The 16,528-nt window shown below is 65.4% G+C and carries 12 protein-coding genes and 1 tRNA gene; 4 read left to right on the top strand and 9 right to left on the bottom strand.

Annotation, left to right across the window (positions count from 1 at the left end):
- Nucleotides 1-29: 29 nt before the first annotated feature.
- The 7 genes from SROT_RS06715 to SROT_RS06685 form a co-directional block, all read right to left on the bottom strand.
- Nucleotides 30-761, bottom strand: a complete 732-nt coding sequence (locus SROT_RS06715; protein WP_013138261.1) for an LppX_LprAFG lipoprotein — start codon at nt 759-761, stop codon at nt 30-32.
- On the bottom strand, nt 758-3,247 hold the full coding sequence (locus SROT_RS06710; protein ID WP_013138260.1) for an ABC transporter permease: 2,490 nt from the start codon (nt 3,245-3,247) through the stop codon (nt 758-760). Before SROT_RS06710 ends, SROT_RS06715 begins: the two co-directional genes overlap by 4 nt.
- Nucleotides 3,244-3,948 (bottom strand): ABC transporter ATP-binding protein, encoded by a 705-nt coding sequence (locus SROT_RS06705; RefSeq protein WP_013138259.1) that lies wholly within the window; start codon nt 3,946-3,948, stop codon nt 3,244-3,246. The genes SROT_RS06710 and SROT_RS06705 overlap by 4 nt, the downstream gene beginning before the upstream one ends.
- Nucleotides 3,945-5,126 carry an SDR family oxidoreductase gene (locus SROT_RS06700; protein ID WP_013138258.1) on the bottom strand — a complete coding sequence of 394 codons (1,182 nt, stop codon included), beginning with the start codon at nt 5,124-5,126 and terminating at the stop codon, nt 3,945-3,947. Before SROT_RS06700 ends, SROT_RS06705 begins: the two co-directional genes overlap by 4 nt.
- A complete protein-coding gene (locus tag SROT_RS06695; RefSeq protein ID WP_013138257.1) occupies nt 5,123-5,404 on the bottom strand; it encodes an acyl carrier protein in 282 nt (93 codons plus the stop codon). Before SROT_RS06695 ends, SROT_RS06700 begins: the two co-directional genes overlap by 4 nt.
- Nucleotides 5,401-8,805, bottom strand: a complete 3,405-nt coding sequence (locus tag SROT_RS06690) for an AMP-binding protein (RefSeq protein ID WP_013138256.1) — start codon at nt 8,803-8,805, stop codon at nt 5,401-5,403. The genes SROT_RS06695 and SROT_RS06690 overlap by 4 nt, the downstream gene beginning before the upstream one ends.
- 272 nt (nt 8,806-9,077) lie before the next feature.
- Nucleotides 9,078-9,149: transfer RNA gene (locus SROT_RS06685), tRNA-Gln, on the bottom strand.
- A gap of 164 nt (nt 9,150-9,313) precedes the next feature.
- On the opposite strand from SROT_RS06685, the gene SROT_RS15610 reads away from it, so the two are divergent.
- Complete coding sequence (locus SROT_RS15610; RefSeq protein ID WP_013138255.1) at nt 9,314-9,799, top strand: hypothetical protein; 486 nt, start codon at nt 9,314-9,316, stop codon at nt 9,797-9,799.
- Nucleotides 9,800-9,895: 96 nt separating this feature from the next.
- Here the strand turns inward: SROT_RS15610 and gabT are convergent, their stop codons facing one another.
- Nucleotides 9,896-11,227 carry a 4-aminobutyrate--2-oxoglutarate transaminase gene (gene gabT / locus SROT_RS06675; protein ID WP_041407026.1) on the bottom strand — a complete coding sequence of 444 codons (1,332 nt, stop codon included), beginning with the start codon at nt 11,225-11,227 and terminating at the stop codon, nt 9,896-9,898.
- A gap of 178 nt (nt 11,228-11,405) precedes the next feature.
- On the opposite strand from gabT, the gene SROT_RS06670 reads away from it, so the two are divergent.
- From SROT_RS06670 to SROT_RS06660, 3 genes are read left to right on the top strand one after another with little or no spacing between them, the layout of a single operon-like run.
- The gene (locus tag SROT_RS06670; protein ID WP_013138253.1) at nt 11,406-11,936 is read left to right on the top strand and encodes an MmpS family transport accessory protein; all 531 of its coding nucleotides are present in this window, start codon (nt 11,406-11,408) and stop codon (nt 11,934-11,936) included.
- Complete coding sequence (locus SROT_RS06665; protein WP_013138252.1) at nt 11,933-14,791, top strand: MMPL/RND family transporter; 2,859 nt, start codon at nt 11,933-11,935, stop codon at nt 14,789-14,791. The genes SROT_RS06670 and SROT_RS06665 overlap by 4 nt, the downstream gene beginning before the upstream one ends.
- Nucleotides 14,792-14,849: 58 nt before the next feature.
- Entirely contained in the window at nt 14,850-15,626 is a 777-nt protein-coding gene (locus SROT_RS06660; protein ID WP_013138251.1) for a class II aldolase/adducin family protein, read from the top strand.
- A 424-nt stretch (nt 15,627-16,050) separates the two neighbouring features.
- On the opposite strand, the gene SROT_RS06655 is transcribed toward SROT_RS06660, so the two are convergent.
- A complete protein-coding gene (locus tag SROT_RS06655) occupies nt 16,051-16,521 on the bottom strand; it encodes a helix-turn-helix domain-containing protein (protein ID WP_013138250.1) in 471 nt (156 codons plus the stop codon).
- Nucleotides 16,522-16,528 lie beyond the last annotated feature (7 nt).

Below are 16,528 nucleotides of genomic sequence, written 5' to 3'. Positions count from 1 at the left end.
AGTCGACATCCTTCTTTTCTTCCTGCGCGCTACGGCTGTTTGCTGATGGTCACGGGCACGTTCCATTTGGAGAGGGTGTTTTGGACAGCGCTCCCCGGACTCACCTCGACGAGGGATCTGACGACCTGGTGGTCTCCGTCTGGTTTGATCCAGACGGTGATCTTTTTGGGGCCGTTCGCCTGCGGCAGCATGATCTTGGCCGCGTCGACTGGCACTGACCCGGTCACCTTGGTCGTGGCCGTGCCGTCGATTGTCTCGGAGCCGCCCGCCTGAGGGTCGACAATGCTCGCCAAGATCTTCGCCACGCCTGCCGACGGGTCGATCAGCCCCGGCGCGAAGAGGTCTTCGACGCTGCCGATATTGGTCCACTCGTCGAACAGCCGGACAAACGCGGCGTCGTCCATCAGCACGAAGGGAACATCGACCTGGCCGTCGTAGGCGACCTTCCCCGCAGCGCCGAGCGGACCCACCCGCACGTCGAGGTCGGCGCTGGAAATGTGCGCCAGCCCGTCGATCTTGCCGGTCGTCGCCAAGACCAAATGGGCGCTCTTCAACGAGGCGGTCGACTTGGCCGCTTGCCGGATCAGGGCGGTCAGCGCGTTGTCTGCGCCAGCAGTCGGCGCAGTTGGCGACTTTTTCTGATCGACAGGCGCGCCAGACAGAAAGCAACCGGCGCACAACGACAACACGACTGCGACAAGCACGGCGCTCGGCGTACGGCAAAACCCGCTGCTGAACGCGGTCCTGCTCTTTTTGCTCATTCGGCGCTCACCGCCTCGACGACGCTCCCACGCGAGGCGGTGAGCGCAGGCGGGACCGAGCCGACAACGCACACGGCCAACCCGCCGAGCGCGAGGAGGAACGCGATAGGGACGAACTCGAAACGGACGTCCACAGCCCACACCTGGCTGGACGCGAAATCCGACACATACTGTTCGGCGAGCCCGAACAACACGCCGAGAACGCCGCCTGTCAGGCCGATCGCCGCGCCTTCGATCAGAACGGTCTTGAGAACGAAGCGCCGACTGGCGCCGATCGCGCCGAGAACGCCGAACTCTCTACGCCTTTCCAGCACAGACAGCATGAGCATGTTCAGCAGCGCTATCGCAGCGATCACCACCACGATCATCCAGAGGACGTTGTTCAGGTCGAAAGCCTGGCGCAGCACCAACCCGTATCCATCGACAGCCTGCCTGCCGCTGTAGACGTGCACGCCCTGCGGGACAAGCTGGCGAATCGCAGCGGCCGCCGCCTCGAGATCTGTCCCCGGGGCGAGGCTGACCTGCAACGTGGTCTCCCCTCCTCGGTGGAACCAGCTCCGCAAAAGGCCGAGCTCGAGGCCAAGCGCTCCGGTGAGTCCGGAGAAGAAAGGCACGGCGGCAAGGACTGGCAACGACTTGTCGCCCTGCGCTGTGTGCAACGTGAAGGTATCGCCGACGCGCAGCTTCAGGCGTTGCGCCAGATCTCGGGACAGGACAACGCCGTCTCCGGCGAGGGCCTGCTGTCGCACCGCCTCAGGCACACCTGCAAGCAAAGGATTTCCGTCGTCGCGAGACAACCCGTAGAGCATGACCTTGCTGTCGCCGACCATGGCATAACTCGCAAGGCCGCCCACAACGGCCGTCACGCCCGCTGCCGAAGCGACTTGATCGTGCAGCGTCGACGGCAACAGCGGCCCCGTGGGGAAGAGCCCAGGCCTGCTCGTCGAGACCCAGATGTCGCTGTGCTCGTACGGTGCGAACGTCTTCAACGCCGAGCGGACGGCGTTCCCGCCGCCGCCGCTGATCGCGAGGGTCGCGGCGACAGCGATCGCCACAGTCATCATGGTCGCCCAGACCCGGCCAGGCGCACGCGAGAGCGCAGAGCCGGAAACGACGCCGGCGGGCCCGAACGCTCCGGCGACCGCGGCGCAGACCCGGATCAGCAAAGGCCCCATGGCGAACCCGAGCGCCAGCAGCGCGCCGAACATCATGGAGATCGCCCCGTCCGACAGCAGCCCCAGCTCTGAGGTGGCAACCATGAAAGCTGCCGCCGCGAGCAACACGAAGACAAGGAAAGCCGCAACGCGCGTCCACGTTGGAACCGAGTCTGTGCTGGAGGCTCCCACCGGAGCCATCGCTTCGACCGGCGAAACCCGGTACACATGCCGGGCGGCGAGCGCCGCCGCGGCCACCGAGGCGGCCACAGCCACCGCCAGCGCCACCGGGACAGCCCATGCGGGCAAGTGGTACTCGATGCGCGCTGTGACGGTCTGCATGAACGTGTCCGGCAGCCTGGTGATCGCCCATCGCCCGATGAAGAAGCCACCAACGGCCCCGATCAGACCACCGATGAGACCGTACAAGGCGACCTCCCCGAGGATGCCGAGGACGAGGCGCCGGGGACGGGCTCCGATAGCGCGCAGCGCCGACAGAGCGCGCCTGCGCGCCGCGACCGACATGCCCGTCGCGGTGTAGATCAGGAACCCGGAGACGACGAACGTGATGGCTCCTGAGGACAATGCGACAAATCGGACGAGGTTGACGCCCATCGCGGACTGGGCGCTGCGCGCCTGGGGGTCGACGACCAGCGCCCGCCCGCCGACAGCAGCAGTGACGGCCGATCGGAGCTGCTCGACGTCGGCGCCCGCTTTCGGGACTATGTAGACACCGTCGATCACATGCTCGTGACCGGCCAGCCGCTGCGCGAGCCGCAAGGGGCTGACCAGGTAACGGCCGCCGTTTATTGCGCTATAGTCCGCTCCTTGCAGGACGTCGACGACTGTGGCCGACGTCGAGCCCACTCGGATCTGCCCGCCCTTCACGACCCCCATTCCCGGACCGGCGAGCAGACCGTCTCGGGCCGAGGCCAGCTCCGCCAGCTTGCCTGAGAGAGCCTGGCTCAACGCGTTGTCCAGTCGGACGCTGCGCGGATCGGCGCCGAGCAGCAACGTGTCGCCCGCCGAGGAAGTGACCGTCGTCTGGACAAACGGCGCCCCCACTGAGACCCCGCCAAGGCCGTTGAGGCTGTCGAGCACATCCTCGGAGAAACCGCCGTCGGCGATCCCTGTGACCTCGAGGGCCGCCTTGCCTGCGAGCTGGTCGGCGAGCCGTTCGGCTGACGAGTCGATGGACCCGATGACCCCAAAGACGGCCACCAGCAGAGCCGACGACACCGCGACGACTGCGACCAGCGCGGCCATGCGGCCTCGTGCGGCGACCGCCTCCCGCGCGCTGAAGAGGCGCAGCCAGTCGAAGAGCGCTCTCACGGGGCGCTCGCTTCGACCCGGCGGGACACATCCGAGGCGATGGAGCCGTCCTGCAAAAAGATGGTCCGATCCGTGGCAGCGGCCGCCTCGAGGTTGTGCGTCGCCAGGACAACGGTCCTGGCGTTCTCCTTGTCGTGGGCGAACTCGGCCAGCAACGCCATCACCTCATCGCCCGTTTTCGAGTCCAAGTTCCCCGTCGGCTCGTCGGCGAGCAGCAGAACCGGGTCCATCATCAGGGACCGCGCGATGGCCACTCGTTGCATTTGCCCCCCGGAAAGCTCGGCGGGGCGGTGATCGGCGCGCTGTCCCAGGCCGACGCGCTGCAACAGGGCCATCGCGTCGGCGCGCGCAGATTTGAGGCTCGCGCCGTCGAGCAACTTTGGCAGCGCCACATTCTCCCACGCTGACATGGTGGGCAACAGGTTGAAGAACTGGAAGACGAACCCGATGCGATGCAGACGCAGTTCGGCCTGCTCGGGCTCGGACAGGCCCGTGATGTCGCGTCCCTCGAACACGACGGATCCAGAGTCTGGCGAATCAAGCGCGCCGAGGATGTGCAACAAGGTGCTCTTGCCCGAGCCGGACGGGCCCGCCATGGACACGAGGGAGCCAGGCGCGAGGTCGAGACTGGCGCCGTCGAGGGCCCGGACCTCTTCGCTGCCGATCCGGTATCGCTTGGTCACCTCGCGCAGTTCGATCATCGGACCAACTCGTTTGTTCCAGCCCTGTCGGCCGTTCGCGCGCCGCCCTCGGACGAAGAGGATTCGTCTTGGAGGATTTCCTCCACTGAAGGAAGGGCTCGACCCAGATAACCGGCCTCGAGGCAGTAGTCGAGCAGCGTGCGCAAGTATTCTTGGCCTGTGTCGGGCGGCTGCATTCCCAGCAATGTTCTGGTCGCGGAGTCGTCGAATGCGCGGACCCGGTCGAAATAGCACACGTACTGGGCGCCCAAGCGCTGGTAATAGTCGCGCTCGAACGAGTCCAGGTCTTCTATCGAGAAGGAGGCGGCAGGCACAAAGGTCGCCACGTGGAACGAGGGGTACTCGGCGAAGACATTCGAGACTTCGCGCAACGAGATGACGCCGTTCCCTGTCGCGTGGAACGTCCGGCCGCGTATTGCCGCCTCATCCGACTGCATCCGCAGCGTCGCCGACACTGTCACATCCGCTGTGTAATCGACGGGCACGAGCGACAAGGTGGCGTCGTAGCGTCCGGGAAGCCGGCGGAGTTTGCCCTCGACAATGAGTTTGACCAGCGTGTAGAGGTTTTTGTAATCCCGCACCGCGCCGCCGTCGGCAGATCCGGTGACGATCGCGGGCCGAACCACTGACCAGCGCAACCCCGGCGCGGACCGCACAAGCTTTTCGGCGCGGAGCTTGCTGTGCTCGTAGCCGTTGCTGAATTCTTGTCCGACGTCGAGTTCGTCCTCAAGGATGCGCCCGCCCCTGCGCCCGCAAACATAGGCCGTGCTGACGTGGACCAGGGGCACATCCCAACGCTGGGCGAGTTCGACCGTGTTCGCCGTCGCGGTCACATTCAGCGCTTGGTAGTCCTGCTCGGGGCCGTCCAATGCGACCGTCGCGGCGCAGTGGACGATCCCCCCGACCTCGACGCTCAGGCTCTCCAGCAGATCCGCGTCCAGCCCGAAGTCCGGCAAACGGACGTCGACCGCCAGTTGACGCACCGGAGCGTCATGACCAGGGGTGTACGCGACGGCGTCGACGCCGCAGCCGTCGTTGCGCACGATCCTGGGGTTGCGATGCGTCGTGGCGATGACCGGGAGATGCTTCGAGAGCCGGTCCACCACCTCGGCCCCGACCAGACCCGCAGCCCCTGTCACCAAGATCGCCCTTCCGCGGGTCTTCTGCGCCGGGTTCACTGCGCTCCCTTCTTCCCCAGAGCGCCGCTGACCAAAGCAACGACGTCGTCGACGGTCGCCACGGACACAAGCTGCTCTGGACTATGGGCCGCTAAACCGAACGCGCGTTCCAGCGCCATCGTGAGTTCGATCAGACGGACCGAGTCGAAACCGAGGTCGTCGATCAGGCGATCCGCTCCCTCCAGCGGACGTTGCGGGGGTTCGGCAGCCATTGCGGCGACGATCCTGGTCGCCTTTGCGCGGACCGCGTCCGGATCAGCGGTGCCCGGTGTGCTCAAAACTTTGCCTCCTCGGCGTTTTTGTGTGGTTGCCTTCCACCCGACTCCAAGAGGTCCCGCGCCTCGTCAAGCGGCAGATCAGCGTTGAGATAGCTGCCCATTCGCAGCCAGTTGTACCCGCTTTCGAGGGTCTGCCCCCACTGCTCACGCGAATGGAAGGAAGCCGGGAATTCGCACCCCGAGAAGGCGCGGACCCGACGGACCAAGTCGTCGAGGAGCGCGATCTTCGACGCAGCCTCCTCCATGATCGCGTCCGAGCCGGAAAACGTCGTGCTCACCGCCTCCTCCATCACGCCGAGCAGCTCGCCGCGGCCAGGCAAGCTTTCGGGCAGCAGGCGGCTGGCCGTGGACAACGCGGCCACGTCCGCAGGCAGGGGCGAGGCCCCGCACGCCGAAGCGATCACCCGAACCAGCACCCCGACCAGTCGCGACTTCGCAAGATCGGCAACCCGCCACTGGCCCGACTTCACCGCCCCGGCAAGATCTTCACGAGCGTTCTCCACAACGACGTTGGACCAGATCAGGTTCATTCCGGATTCAACGAAACGCCGCGCGGGCAACGGCGACAACGAAATGCCCGGCCCTTGCGGCGCTCCCGCCATGCCCACCAACGGGAAGCCTGTGGACGGCGGGCAAGTGTAGGGGCGCGCCTGCTCGCACATCGCGATCGCGGGGCGTACCGGTTCGCCAGTACGCCAACGCAGCCCGACAAGTCCCAACCGGACGAACTCGGCCAAACGCCCCGAGCTTCCCGCCGTTTCCGAGACCGGGCGCCCGAAGACCACCGCTCGCCAGGCGAGCGCGGCCTCGTCCGAAAGCACGAAAACGTCGTCGCCTCGCAGGACGTGCACAACGCCCCCGATTGGCCATGTGGTCACCCCGGGGACTCGGGCAAGTCGGACCAAAGACGAGTCGTTCGCCACGTCCGTGACGCCAAACTCTTCAGCCAGCGAAAGCACCGCGTCCAGCAGCTCGACGTCGTCGCGTTTGGCGCATTCGGAGAGCTCGTCGTCAAGCTCCCAATACCGCGCGACCGTTTGCTGGTCATGCAATCGGCCCAGCTGCAGCGGGAGCCACTTGGTCTCTATGTAGCACTCCCCTTGGGCTGCGGCCCACCCCTTCGCGGCCTGCTGCAGGCCGTCGCGAGCCCACCCTCGGCCGTCTGCGAAAGCGCCGCTCGCCATAAGGGCGACCGCCTGGCGCAACGACTGCTGCGCCCTGGCCAGCCACCAACCTGACAGCAACGAAGAGAACTCGCGATACGGCAGCCTGTCGCGCAGAGCCTCGACCTGCGGCCACGAGCTTCCCCGGCGCAGCACGACGGAGCGCAGAAATCGCTGGCAACGGTTGATCACGTCGTTGCCGGGCCGCTCGAGGATGGCGGGAGAACCTTCGGAAAGCGAATGCGCGACCAGGTCGAGCTGTTCGCGCAGTTGCGCGAACGATCGAGTGCGGACCTCGGTGCGGCTGCCTTCGACGAACATGACCGACGGCATCGTGGGGGCCGGGGCTTCGCCGGGCAGAACTGCCAGGAAATCGATGTCCGAAGCCTCGTTCCCGAAGCCCTCCGCCAACGATCCCTCCAGGAGGATTGTCGCCTGGCTGTCCACCTCGACCTCGGCCAGTGTCTTGTCGAGAAGGTCTTGGAGCTGCTGCTCGCTCAAAGGGATGCTCCGGCCGTCCGGAAGTTCGAGGCAGGAAGGCCGCTGCCCGGGTTCCGCCGCATCGGGCCCGCCATTTTTGTTCGCAGAATCGAAGAGCACCGTCGCCTCCGCGAGCTCCCCGGCGGCCATCAGCTGCCACATGCGGCTGCGTTGCGGCTTGCCGCTGGAGGTCCGGCGGATGAATCCACGAGGGCCGGTGACGACGCGAAGCATGTGCGCCGGCCCGAGGCAGGCTCGCGCGGCTTGCTGGACCGCGCTGAGCCAGTCGCCGACGGGGCGCTCCACGAACAAGGCAACTCCTGGAACGGGGCCTCCCGGGATGGCGGCGGCGCAGAGCGCGCCTTTGGGCAATCCGGTGGCCGAAGCCAGACGTGCTTCGAAATCCTCCATGAAGACGGACTTCCCCCGTACCTTCAAGGCCCACCCCATTCGGCCCAAGGCATAGAGCTGGCCGTCGTGGCGGAAGCCCGCGTCACCTGTGTGGAGCGTCCCGTCGCAGAACCTCGTGCCTGAGCTTGCGCGCTCTTGGGACAAGTCGCAATAGCCCATCGCGACGGAGCTGGAGTCCACGACGATCTGGCCGAGTGTCCCGTCCGGGACTTCCTTGCCGTCTTCGTCGAGGATGCTGACCTCACGGCCGTGCGGCCCCAAACCCGCGATCCATCCCTCGCCGGCGAGCGGCTGGCCGCCGAACACCGCCGACTCCAGAATGCTCACGGGCTCGCCCATCCGCAACGAGGATTGGTCGATGCGTCGCGCCACGATTGGCTCCTCGACCGGTGTGCCGCTGACCATGAGCGTCGCCTCGGCAAGGCCGTATGCCGCGACGAACGCCGTGGATCGAAACCCCCGCGGTCCGGCCAGTTCGCAGAAAGCGCTCAGAGAGGACAGGTCGACTGGCTCGGCTCCGGTGACCAACGAACGCCAGCCGGAGAGGTCGAGATCGGCGACGTCCTCGGCCTTGAGCCTGCGCGCCGCGTACCCGATGCCGAAGGACGGAGACACCGTGTGCTGGGCTTTCGCCATAGCCTGCAACCAACGGATCGGCTCCCTGACGAATTGGTCCGGCCGCATCAGGTACAGGTCCCCCTGGTTTGCGACAGTCGTCAGCAAAGCTCCCACCAGGCCCATGTCGTGGTAGAGCGGCAGCCAGGAGGCTGTGGAGTCTCCTTTTTCCCAGCCGATCGTCGCCATGATCCGCTGGATGTTGTCGCGCAGGTTCTCCCAGCTGACCATGACTCCTCGGGGAGACGCGGTCGATCCCGAAGTGAACTGGACGAGCGCCACCTCTCCCGGCTCCTGCAGATCAGCAGGAGCTGCGGACTCGACAGCCGCCTCGTCGAAAACCGCCACCACAGGACGGTTCGGCAATCCCGACGTGTCGAGCGCCAATTCGACGAACGCGACGAGCTCCGCGGTCGTGAGGACCGTATGCGGCGCGGCTCCGCCCAAGATCGCGCCCACGTGGGCGGCATAGGCGTCCCCGTCCGCGAAAGCGGGCGGGGGGATCAATGTCGCCGATGCGCCGCAGGCCCACACCGCGTAGAGCGAACCGACGCACAACGCCCCCGTGGGCATGACGACACAGGCCCCCAGGCCGACGCCCAGCCCCTCCCGCTGGAGCGCCCCCGCGATCTTTCGCGCAAGAAGGGCCAGCTTCTCGTATGGAACTGAACGCCAACTCTGCGATTCCTCTTCGGCGATATGCAGGCCCGTCCGAGCCGAAGGCTGTCGCATCCAGTCGAGAACGACTGAACAGCTGCGTTCATTTTCCAATCCGACCCCACTCGCCGTTGAGCATTGTCCACTAATGCATATATCTACACTATCTGTTGCGTAGAGCACCTAAGTGAATTATAACAGGTACACGTTACATGCGTTTTTCATACGTGCAACTCCTGCCGCGACGCGGCATACAGTGCCGATGTGGCACGCTCGGGATTCGCAGAACTCTCTGCCCGAGGGGTCCGCGCGAAATCCAGGACTGGCAGGAGACAGTCATCCCGCAGTTCCGCCACCAGGACTCGAACCTAGACAAACAGGACCAAAACCTGTCGTGCTGCCAATTACACCATGGCGGAATGGGACGCGCCCGGTGGGAGAGCTTATCATCTGCGCGGCCCCGCCGCGACAGCTTTCGGTGCCTTGCGGCCTTCCTTGTTGCGATCATGCGGGTATACTGGCGATGGCCCTCATGCGAGTGACCGTATGAGCCGCGAAAAATACAGACAGAAAGGAACCCCTCATGGTTTCGACTGCGAAAATCGCTCCTTTTGCCATTCTGGGCCTCATTGGCTTGTACCCGGCGGCTCTCGCCGAAGCCCAAGCATCGCCCATCTCACTGGCCGCACACCCTGCGAACGTCTCGCAGCACGTCGGCCCCTACCTGCAAGCAGACCCGGACGACGACTCCGACGGCGACGACGACGGCCCGCCCGAGGGCGGCAGCGGCTCCGCTCCTGACGGCAGCCAGGGCGGCGGCGGCCTGCACGGCGGCCGCGACGGCACCCCCGGCGGCGGCGGCTCCAAGCCCGGCGTCGGCGAGGGCCACGGCGACGCCGAGGGCGGCAGCGGCAAGCTGCCGGACGGCACCGAAGGACAAGGCGGCGTCAACGGCGGCCGCGACGGCGCCCCCGGCGGCAGCGGCTCTGTCCCGGGCGTCGGGCACGGCTGGGGCGACGTGCATGGCGGCGGCGGCTGCGTCAACGGCACTTGCGTCAACATTCCGTGACCCGCTAAGAAGCATCCTCCATGGATGTGGAGAAGGAGGGCCGCACCCCCTGGGGGTGCGGCCCTCCTTCTCCGCATTGAGTTCTCCTTCTCCCCGTCAGGCTCGCATGCAAGCGTCCGCCAAAATGGCGAGCCCTTCGCGCAGCAGATGGTCCGGCATGACAAGCGGCGGCAGGAAGCGAAGCACATTGCCATAGGTTCCTGCCGTCAAGACGAGCAAGCCCCGCTGGTGGCAGTCCGCCGCGATCCGCTTCGCCGTTGCCGCGTCCGGTTCCTTGCCTCCAGGTTTGACCAGCTCGACCGCGATCATCGCTCCCCTGCCCCGGACATCGCCGAGGACAGGGTTCGAGCGTTGCGTCTCTTCCAACGCGGCACGCATCGCCGCGCCGATTCCCCGAGCCCGCTCGGCAAGGCGCTCGCCGCGCATGAGTTCCATGGCCCCGAGCGCGGCAGCGCACGCGACCGGATTGCCGCCGTAGGTCCCCCCGAGCCCGCCGGCGCCCACTGCGTCCATGATCTCGGCTCGCCCAGTCACCGCCGCGAGCGGCAGCCCGCCCGCGATTCCTTTGGCAGTCACAACAAGGTCCGGCACGACCGCCTCATGCTCGACGGCGAACCAGTCGCCAGTGCGGCAGAAACCCGTCTGGATCTCGTCGGCGACGAACACCGCCCCCTGCTCCCGGCACCACTCGGCGAGCCGGGGCAAAAATCCGGGGGCCGGCTCGATGAACCCGCCCTCGCCTTGAATCGGCTCGATCACGACGCACGCGACATTCTCCGCCCCGACCTGGCTCTCGATCAGCGCCACAGCTCGTTCGGCGGCCTCTTTGCCAGAGATCTCCGCAGGCTCGCGATAAGGGTAGGACAACGGAGCGCGGTAGACCTCGCCCGCGAACGGGCCGAAGCCCTGCTTGTACGGAGCGTTCTTCGCCGTCATCGCCATCGTGAGGTTGGTGCGCCCGTGATACGCGTGGTCGAAGACGACCACCGCGCCGCGCCCGGTGGCGGCTCGCGCGATCTTCACCGCGTTCTCCACCGCCTCCGCCCCGGAATTGAAGAGCGCCGAGCGTTTCTCGTGCTCGCCAGGGGTGAGCGCGGCCAGTTCTTCGCAGACGGCGACATAGCCTTCATACGGCGTGACCATGAAACAGGTGTGGGTGAACGCGCCGACCTGCTCGCGGACATTGCGCACGACCGGTTGGGCGCTGTTGCCGACGCTCGTCACCGCGATGCCCGACCCGAAATCGATGAGCGAGTTGCCGTCGACGTCGACCACCACCCCGCCGGCTGCGCGCGCGATGAAGACGGGCAGGACGGAGCCGACGCCCGAGGCGACCGCCGCCCGGCGCCTGCGTTCGAGTTCGACGGATTTCGGACCCGGCACCGAAGTGACAATCCGACGCTCTTGCGCTACGGGCGGTTGCGACATGCGCAGACTATACCCGGACCCGGCAAACGCAGCGGAAACGACTGTCCGCGCGGAGCGGGCGCGACACGGCTTCCAGCCCACTTCACCCAGGCCTCCTCGTCATGTATTCTGAACGAGGTTATACGGAGTTGTCGTTCCGTATAACCTTGGCGAAGTGAGCTTTCGGAAAGGCTGATCCATGACCGCACCCCCTGCGCACGCGCCGCAGCCCGCGCACGCCGCCCCTGGGCAGGGCCCGAGGAACGCGCCGCGCAAACGCAAGACGACCCCGTTCGGGGTCTTCAAAAAAACTTGGGTGCTCATCGTGATCGCGTTCGTCGTCGCGGCGGCGGCGCTCGCCGTCGACCGGCTGCACGGGATTTTCGGCTCCGACGTGCACATCACATCCGGCTACGAGCCGATCGCGACCGAGAACAAAACGTCCAAGCCCAAGCGCGTGGTCTACGAGATCACCGGCACGACCGGCGCGAAGCGGAAAGTCCGCATCAGCTACTACGACGAGAACACCGAACCCCAACAGGTGGTCGTCTCAAGCTTGCCGTGGACGTTGCCGATCACCACGACGAACACTTCCATGGCCGCCAACATAATGGCCCAAACCGACGGCGACTCGATCACCTGCCGCATCACTGTGGACGACGATCTGAAAGCCGAAAAAACAGCAACAGGCCCCAACTCTCTCGTGGGATGCATGGTGAAATCTGCATGAGCAACACTTCTTCGGAAAAAACCTTCTTCGCGCGGGCGATCCGCGTCTTCGCGCTGCCGATCATCATCGGCTGGATCGCCGTCGCGGTGATCTTCAACCTCGCCGCGCCGCAGCTCGAGGCCGTGGGCAAAGAGCACTCCGTCTCGCTCGCCCCCAGTGACGCGCCCGCGTTGGTCGCGATGAAAGAGATGGGCAAAGTCTTCCGAGAGTCCGACTCCGACAGCGCGGCGATGGTCGTCATCGAACAGACGGACAAGGACCCGAAAAAGACGCTCGGCAAGGACGCGCACGCGTTCTACGACGAACTCGTCCGCAAATTCCGGGCAGACACCAAACACGTCCAGCACGTCCAAGACTTCTGGGGCGACCGAGTCACCGAAGAAGGCGCCGAAAGCACCGACCACAAAGCCGCCTATGTGCAGCTGAACCTCGCCGGAAATATGGGCGAGACATTGGCGAACGAGTCCGTCGAGTCGGTCCGGAAGATTGTCGAGGACAGCCTCCACGACAAAAAACATCCGGCGCCGCCCGGCGTCACCGCGTACGTCACCGGCCAAGCCGCGCTCATGAGCGACCAGAACGAAGCGGGCAACGCCAGCATGGAGTTGATCACCCTGGTGACCTTCGCCGTCATCATCACCATGCTGCTGTTCATCTACCGATCCATCGTCACAGTGCTCATCATGCTGCTCATGGTCGGCGTCCAGCTCGGGGCGTCCCGCGGCCTCATCGCCTTCCTCGGGCACAACGGAATCCTCGGGCTCTCCACCTTCGCCACGAACATGCTCACGTCGCTCGCCATCGCGGCGGCGACAGACTATGTGATCTTCTGGATGGGCCGCTACCAAGAAGCCCGCGGCGCGGGAGAAGACAAAGAGACCGCCTACTACACCACGTTCCACGGCACAGCCCACGTCGTGTTGGGCTCGGGACTGACCATCGCTGGCGCGATCTTCTGCCTGAGCTTCACCCGCCTCCCCTACTTCCAGACCATGGGCGTACCCTGTTCCATCGGCCTCCTGGTCACCGTCCTCGCGGCAGTCACGCTCGGACCCGCCGTCATCACCGCGGGCAGCGCGATCGGGCTCTTCGAGCCCAAACGCAAGATGAAAGTGCGCACCTGGCGCAAAGTGGGCACCGCCATCGTGCGCTGGCCGGCGCCGATCCTCGCCGTCACCGTCGCCGTCGCTCTCATCGGCCTCGCGGCCCTGCCCGGCTTCCAGCCGAACTATAACGACCGCGACTACATGCCGAAAACCATTCCCGCCAATATCGGCTTCCAAGCCGCGGACCGGCACTTCTCCCAGGCCAGGATGAACCCCGAGATGCTCTTCATCGAGACCGACCACGACCTGCGCAACCCTGCGGACATGATCGTGATCGACCGGATCGCCAAAGCCGTCTTCCGGGTGCCGGGCATCGCGCGCGTGCAAGCCATCACCCGCCCGCAAGGGACCCCGCTCGAGCACACCTCGATCCCCTTCCAGCTGAGCATGCAGAGCGCTGGGCAGGTCCAGCAGCTGGGCTTCATGCGGGACATGATGGGCAAGATGAAAGTCCAATCCGACCAGATGACCGTCATGATCGGCATCACGACGCGAATGATCGCGTCGATGGAGAAGCTGACGAACATCATGCACGGCATGGTCGGCCAGATGGACGAGATGTACTCGACCATCAAACAGCTGCGCGACGACATGGGGTACTTCGACGACTACATGCGGCCTCTGCGCAACTACTTCTACTGGGAGACGAACTGCTGGGAGCTGCCCTGGTGTTGGGCGTTCCGCTCCGTGTTCGACGCGCTCGACGGCATCGACAAGATGACCGAGCAGTTCGGCCCCATCATCACCAACATGCACGACATGGACAAACTCATGCCGCCGATGGTCGCGGACATGAAGTCCATGCTCCCCATCATGACGAGCATGCGGGACATGATGCTGGAGATGTACGACACCCAGACGGGCATCATGGACCACCAGGAAGAAGGGACGAAAAACGCGACCGCCATGGGCAAAGCGTTCGACGCGTCGAAAAACGACGACTCCTTCTACCTGCCGCCCGAGATCTTCGAGAACGCAGACTTCAAACGCGCCATGAAGAACTTCATCTCACCAGACGGGCACGCCGTGCGCTTCATCATCTCGCACAAGGGGATACCTGCGAGCGCGGAAGGCATCTCCCACATCGCGAAGATCCGACAAGCGGCGCAGGAAGCCGTGAAAGGCACCCCGCTCGAAGACGGGAAGATCTACCTCGGCGGCACAGCCGCGACATACGCGGACATGAGCGAAGGAGCGAACTTCGACCTTCTCATCGCCGGAGTGTCCGCGATCTGCCTCATCTTCATCGTCATGCTGATCCTCACCCGGAGCCTGGTCGCCGCCCTCGTCATCGTCGGCACCGTCGTGCTCTCGCTCGGCGCGTCCTTCGGGCTCTCCGTGCTGATCTGGCAGGACATCCTCGGCATCCCCCTGCACTGGATGGTGCTCGCGATGACTGTCATCATCCTGCTCGCGGTCGGATCGGATTACAATTTGCTCCTGGTGTCCCGGATGAAAGAGGAGTTGCCCGCCGGGATCAAGACCGGCATGATCCGCTCGATCGGCGGCACCGGCACCGTGGTGACGAACGCGGGCCTGGTGTTCGCCTTCACCATGGGCGCCATGGTGGTGAGCGACCTGCGCATCATCGGCCAGGTCGGCACCGCCATCTGCCTGGGCCTCCTGTTCGACACGTTGATCGTGCGAGCGTTCATGACGCCGTCCATCGCCGCCCTCCTCGGCCGATGGTTCTGGTGGCCAGTGCAAGTGCGAGCCCGGCCCGCAAGAGCAGCGACGCAGTCCTCATGAAAAGCAGCTCCCCTCCGGCGTAGGCTGGTCTTCGCCGTCACGCCTGAGAGGAGCTGCCATGAGCACCGCCGCCGCCGAGCCCGGGCGCACGTTCGCCCCGCCCGCGTTCGACAACGTCCAAGACGAGCGCCAGCATCGAAAAGTCCGCCTCGCCGCCGGATTCCGCCTCTTTTCCAAAGCAGGTTTCGACGAAGGCGTCGCCGGTCATATCACCGCCCGCGACCCCGAGTTCCCCGACACCTTCTGGGTGAACCCGTTCAGCCTGCACTTTTCTTTGATCAAAGCCAGCGACCTGATCCGCGTGGACCACGAAGGCAACGTCGTCGAAGGAGACCGTCCGGTCAACCGCGCCGCGTTCGCCATCCACGCACAGATCCACCAGGCGCGCCCCGACGCTGTCGCGGCCGCGCACAGCCACTCGGTCTACGGCAAGGCGCTTTCCGCGCTGGGCGTGCCCCTCTACCCCATCACACAAGACGTCTGCGCTTTCTACGACGACCACGCCATTTTCGACGACTACACCGGCGTCGTGCTCGACACCGAGGAGGGCAAGCGCATTGCCCACGCCCTCGGCGGCAACAAAGCGGCCATCCTGCGCAACCACGGCCTGCTGACCGTCGGCCAGACAGTCGATTCCGCCGTCTGGTGGTTCATGACGATGGAGCGTTCAGCCCAAGCGCAACTCGCCGCGATGGCAGCTGGCCCCCTCGTCGAAATCACACCGCAAAGCGCAGCCGTCACCTACGGGCAAGTCGGCTCCGAGTACGCCGGATGGTTCCAATTCCAACCGCTGTTCGACAGAATCGTCCACGAGCAGCCGGATCTGCAGGACTGAACGACGCAGGGGCAAATCCGCCTGCGACTCGTTAGGTTCTCGGGCCAGCGCCTGGTAGGGTATACCCGCTCGGGTGCTCTTGCCCGCAGCGGGCTGTGGCGCAGTTTGGCAGCGCACTTGACTGGTGATTCATGGGATCACCCCGTTTTCGCAGCTAGGTTGATGTTTACGCAATCTCTTACGGTTTGCAAAGACGCAGGTCGTTCGTGATCGTGCGTGGCGTTTGGTCCGCAAATGGTCCGCAGATTGCACCCCCAGAAATGCCGACCGGCAGGCGCGGTGGATGTGGTTTCCGCCGCCGTGATCGGCTGGGGCGAGACCGTGTTGTCGTGGTTCCAGTCAGAGCTGGACACGGCCACGGAAAAGCTAGCGAAGTTCGCCGATGAAGCCGCGTCTGGTTTTAGGCGTTCAGGTGACGGCTCGTTCAGGCCGATGTGCCTGGTGGCCGGTTCTTGGCACGCCGCCAGGCGGCGTGAACGGTGCTGGCAGTGGTGCGCAGGACTCGGGCGAGGGCTTGCGCCTTCTCGTCAGTCATATCGGTCTCGGCGCGCTCCAGCCTGGCGAGGGCGGGCGGACTCATCCCGGCCCTGCGAGCGAGGCTCGTCTGGCTGAGCCCCGCGAGGTGCCGCAGGTCCGAGAGCATCCGCACATGGTAGGGCACCTTGACCACGTCCCGCATCTGCAAGTCGAGGGCCTTCACGAGCCGCGCGACGGTCTCGATGTTCGGGTCTTTGACGATGCCGTTCTCAATAGCTTTGATAGTGTGCTCGGAAACGTCGCTGAGCCGGTTTAGTTCTGCGCGGCTCCAGCCCTTGGCGAGCCGCACTTGACGGAAGGGGGCGAGGTCCAAGACCCGAATGCTTCGGTCCACCCGCTCCGAGCTGGCCAACGCCATCTTCGAA

Origin of the sequence: Segniliparus rotundus DSM 44985, assembly GCF_000092825.1 — a bacterium.
In the GTDB taxonomy this organism is placed as follows: Bacteria; Actinomycetota; Actinomycetes; order Mycobacteriales; family Mycobacteriaceae; genus Segniliparus; species Segniliparus rotundus.
Note: the sequence above shows the minus strand (reverse complement) of the source record. Positions and strands in the feature narration are given on the sequence as shown.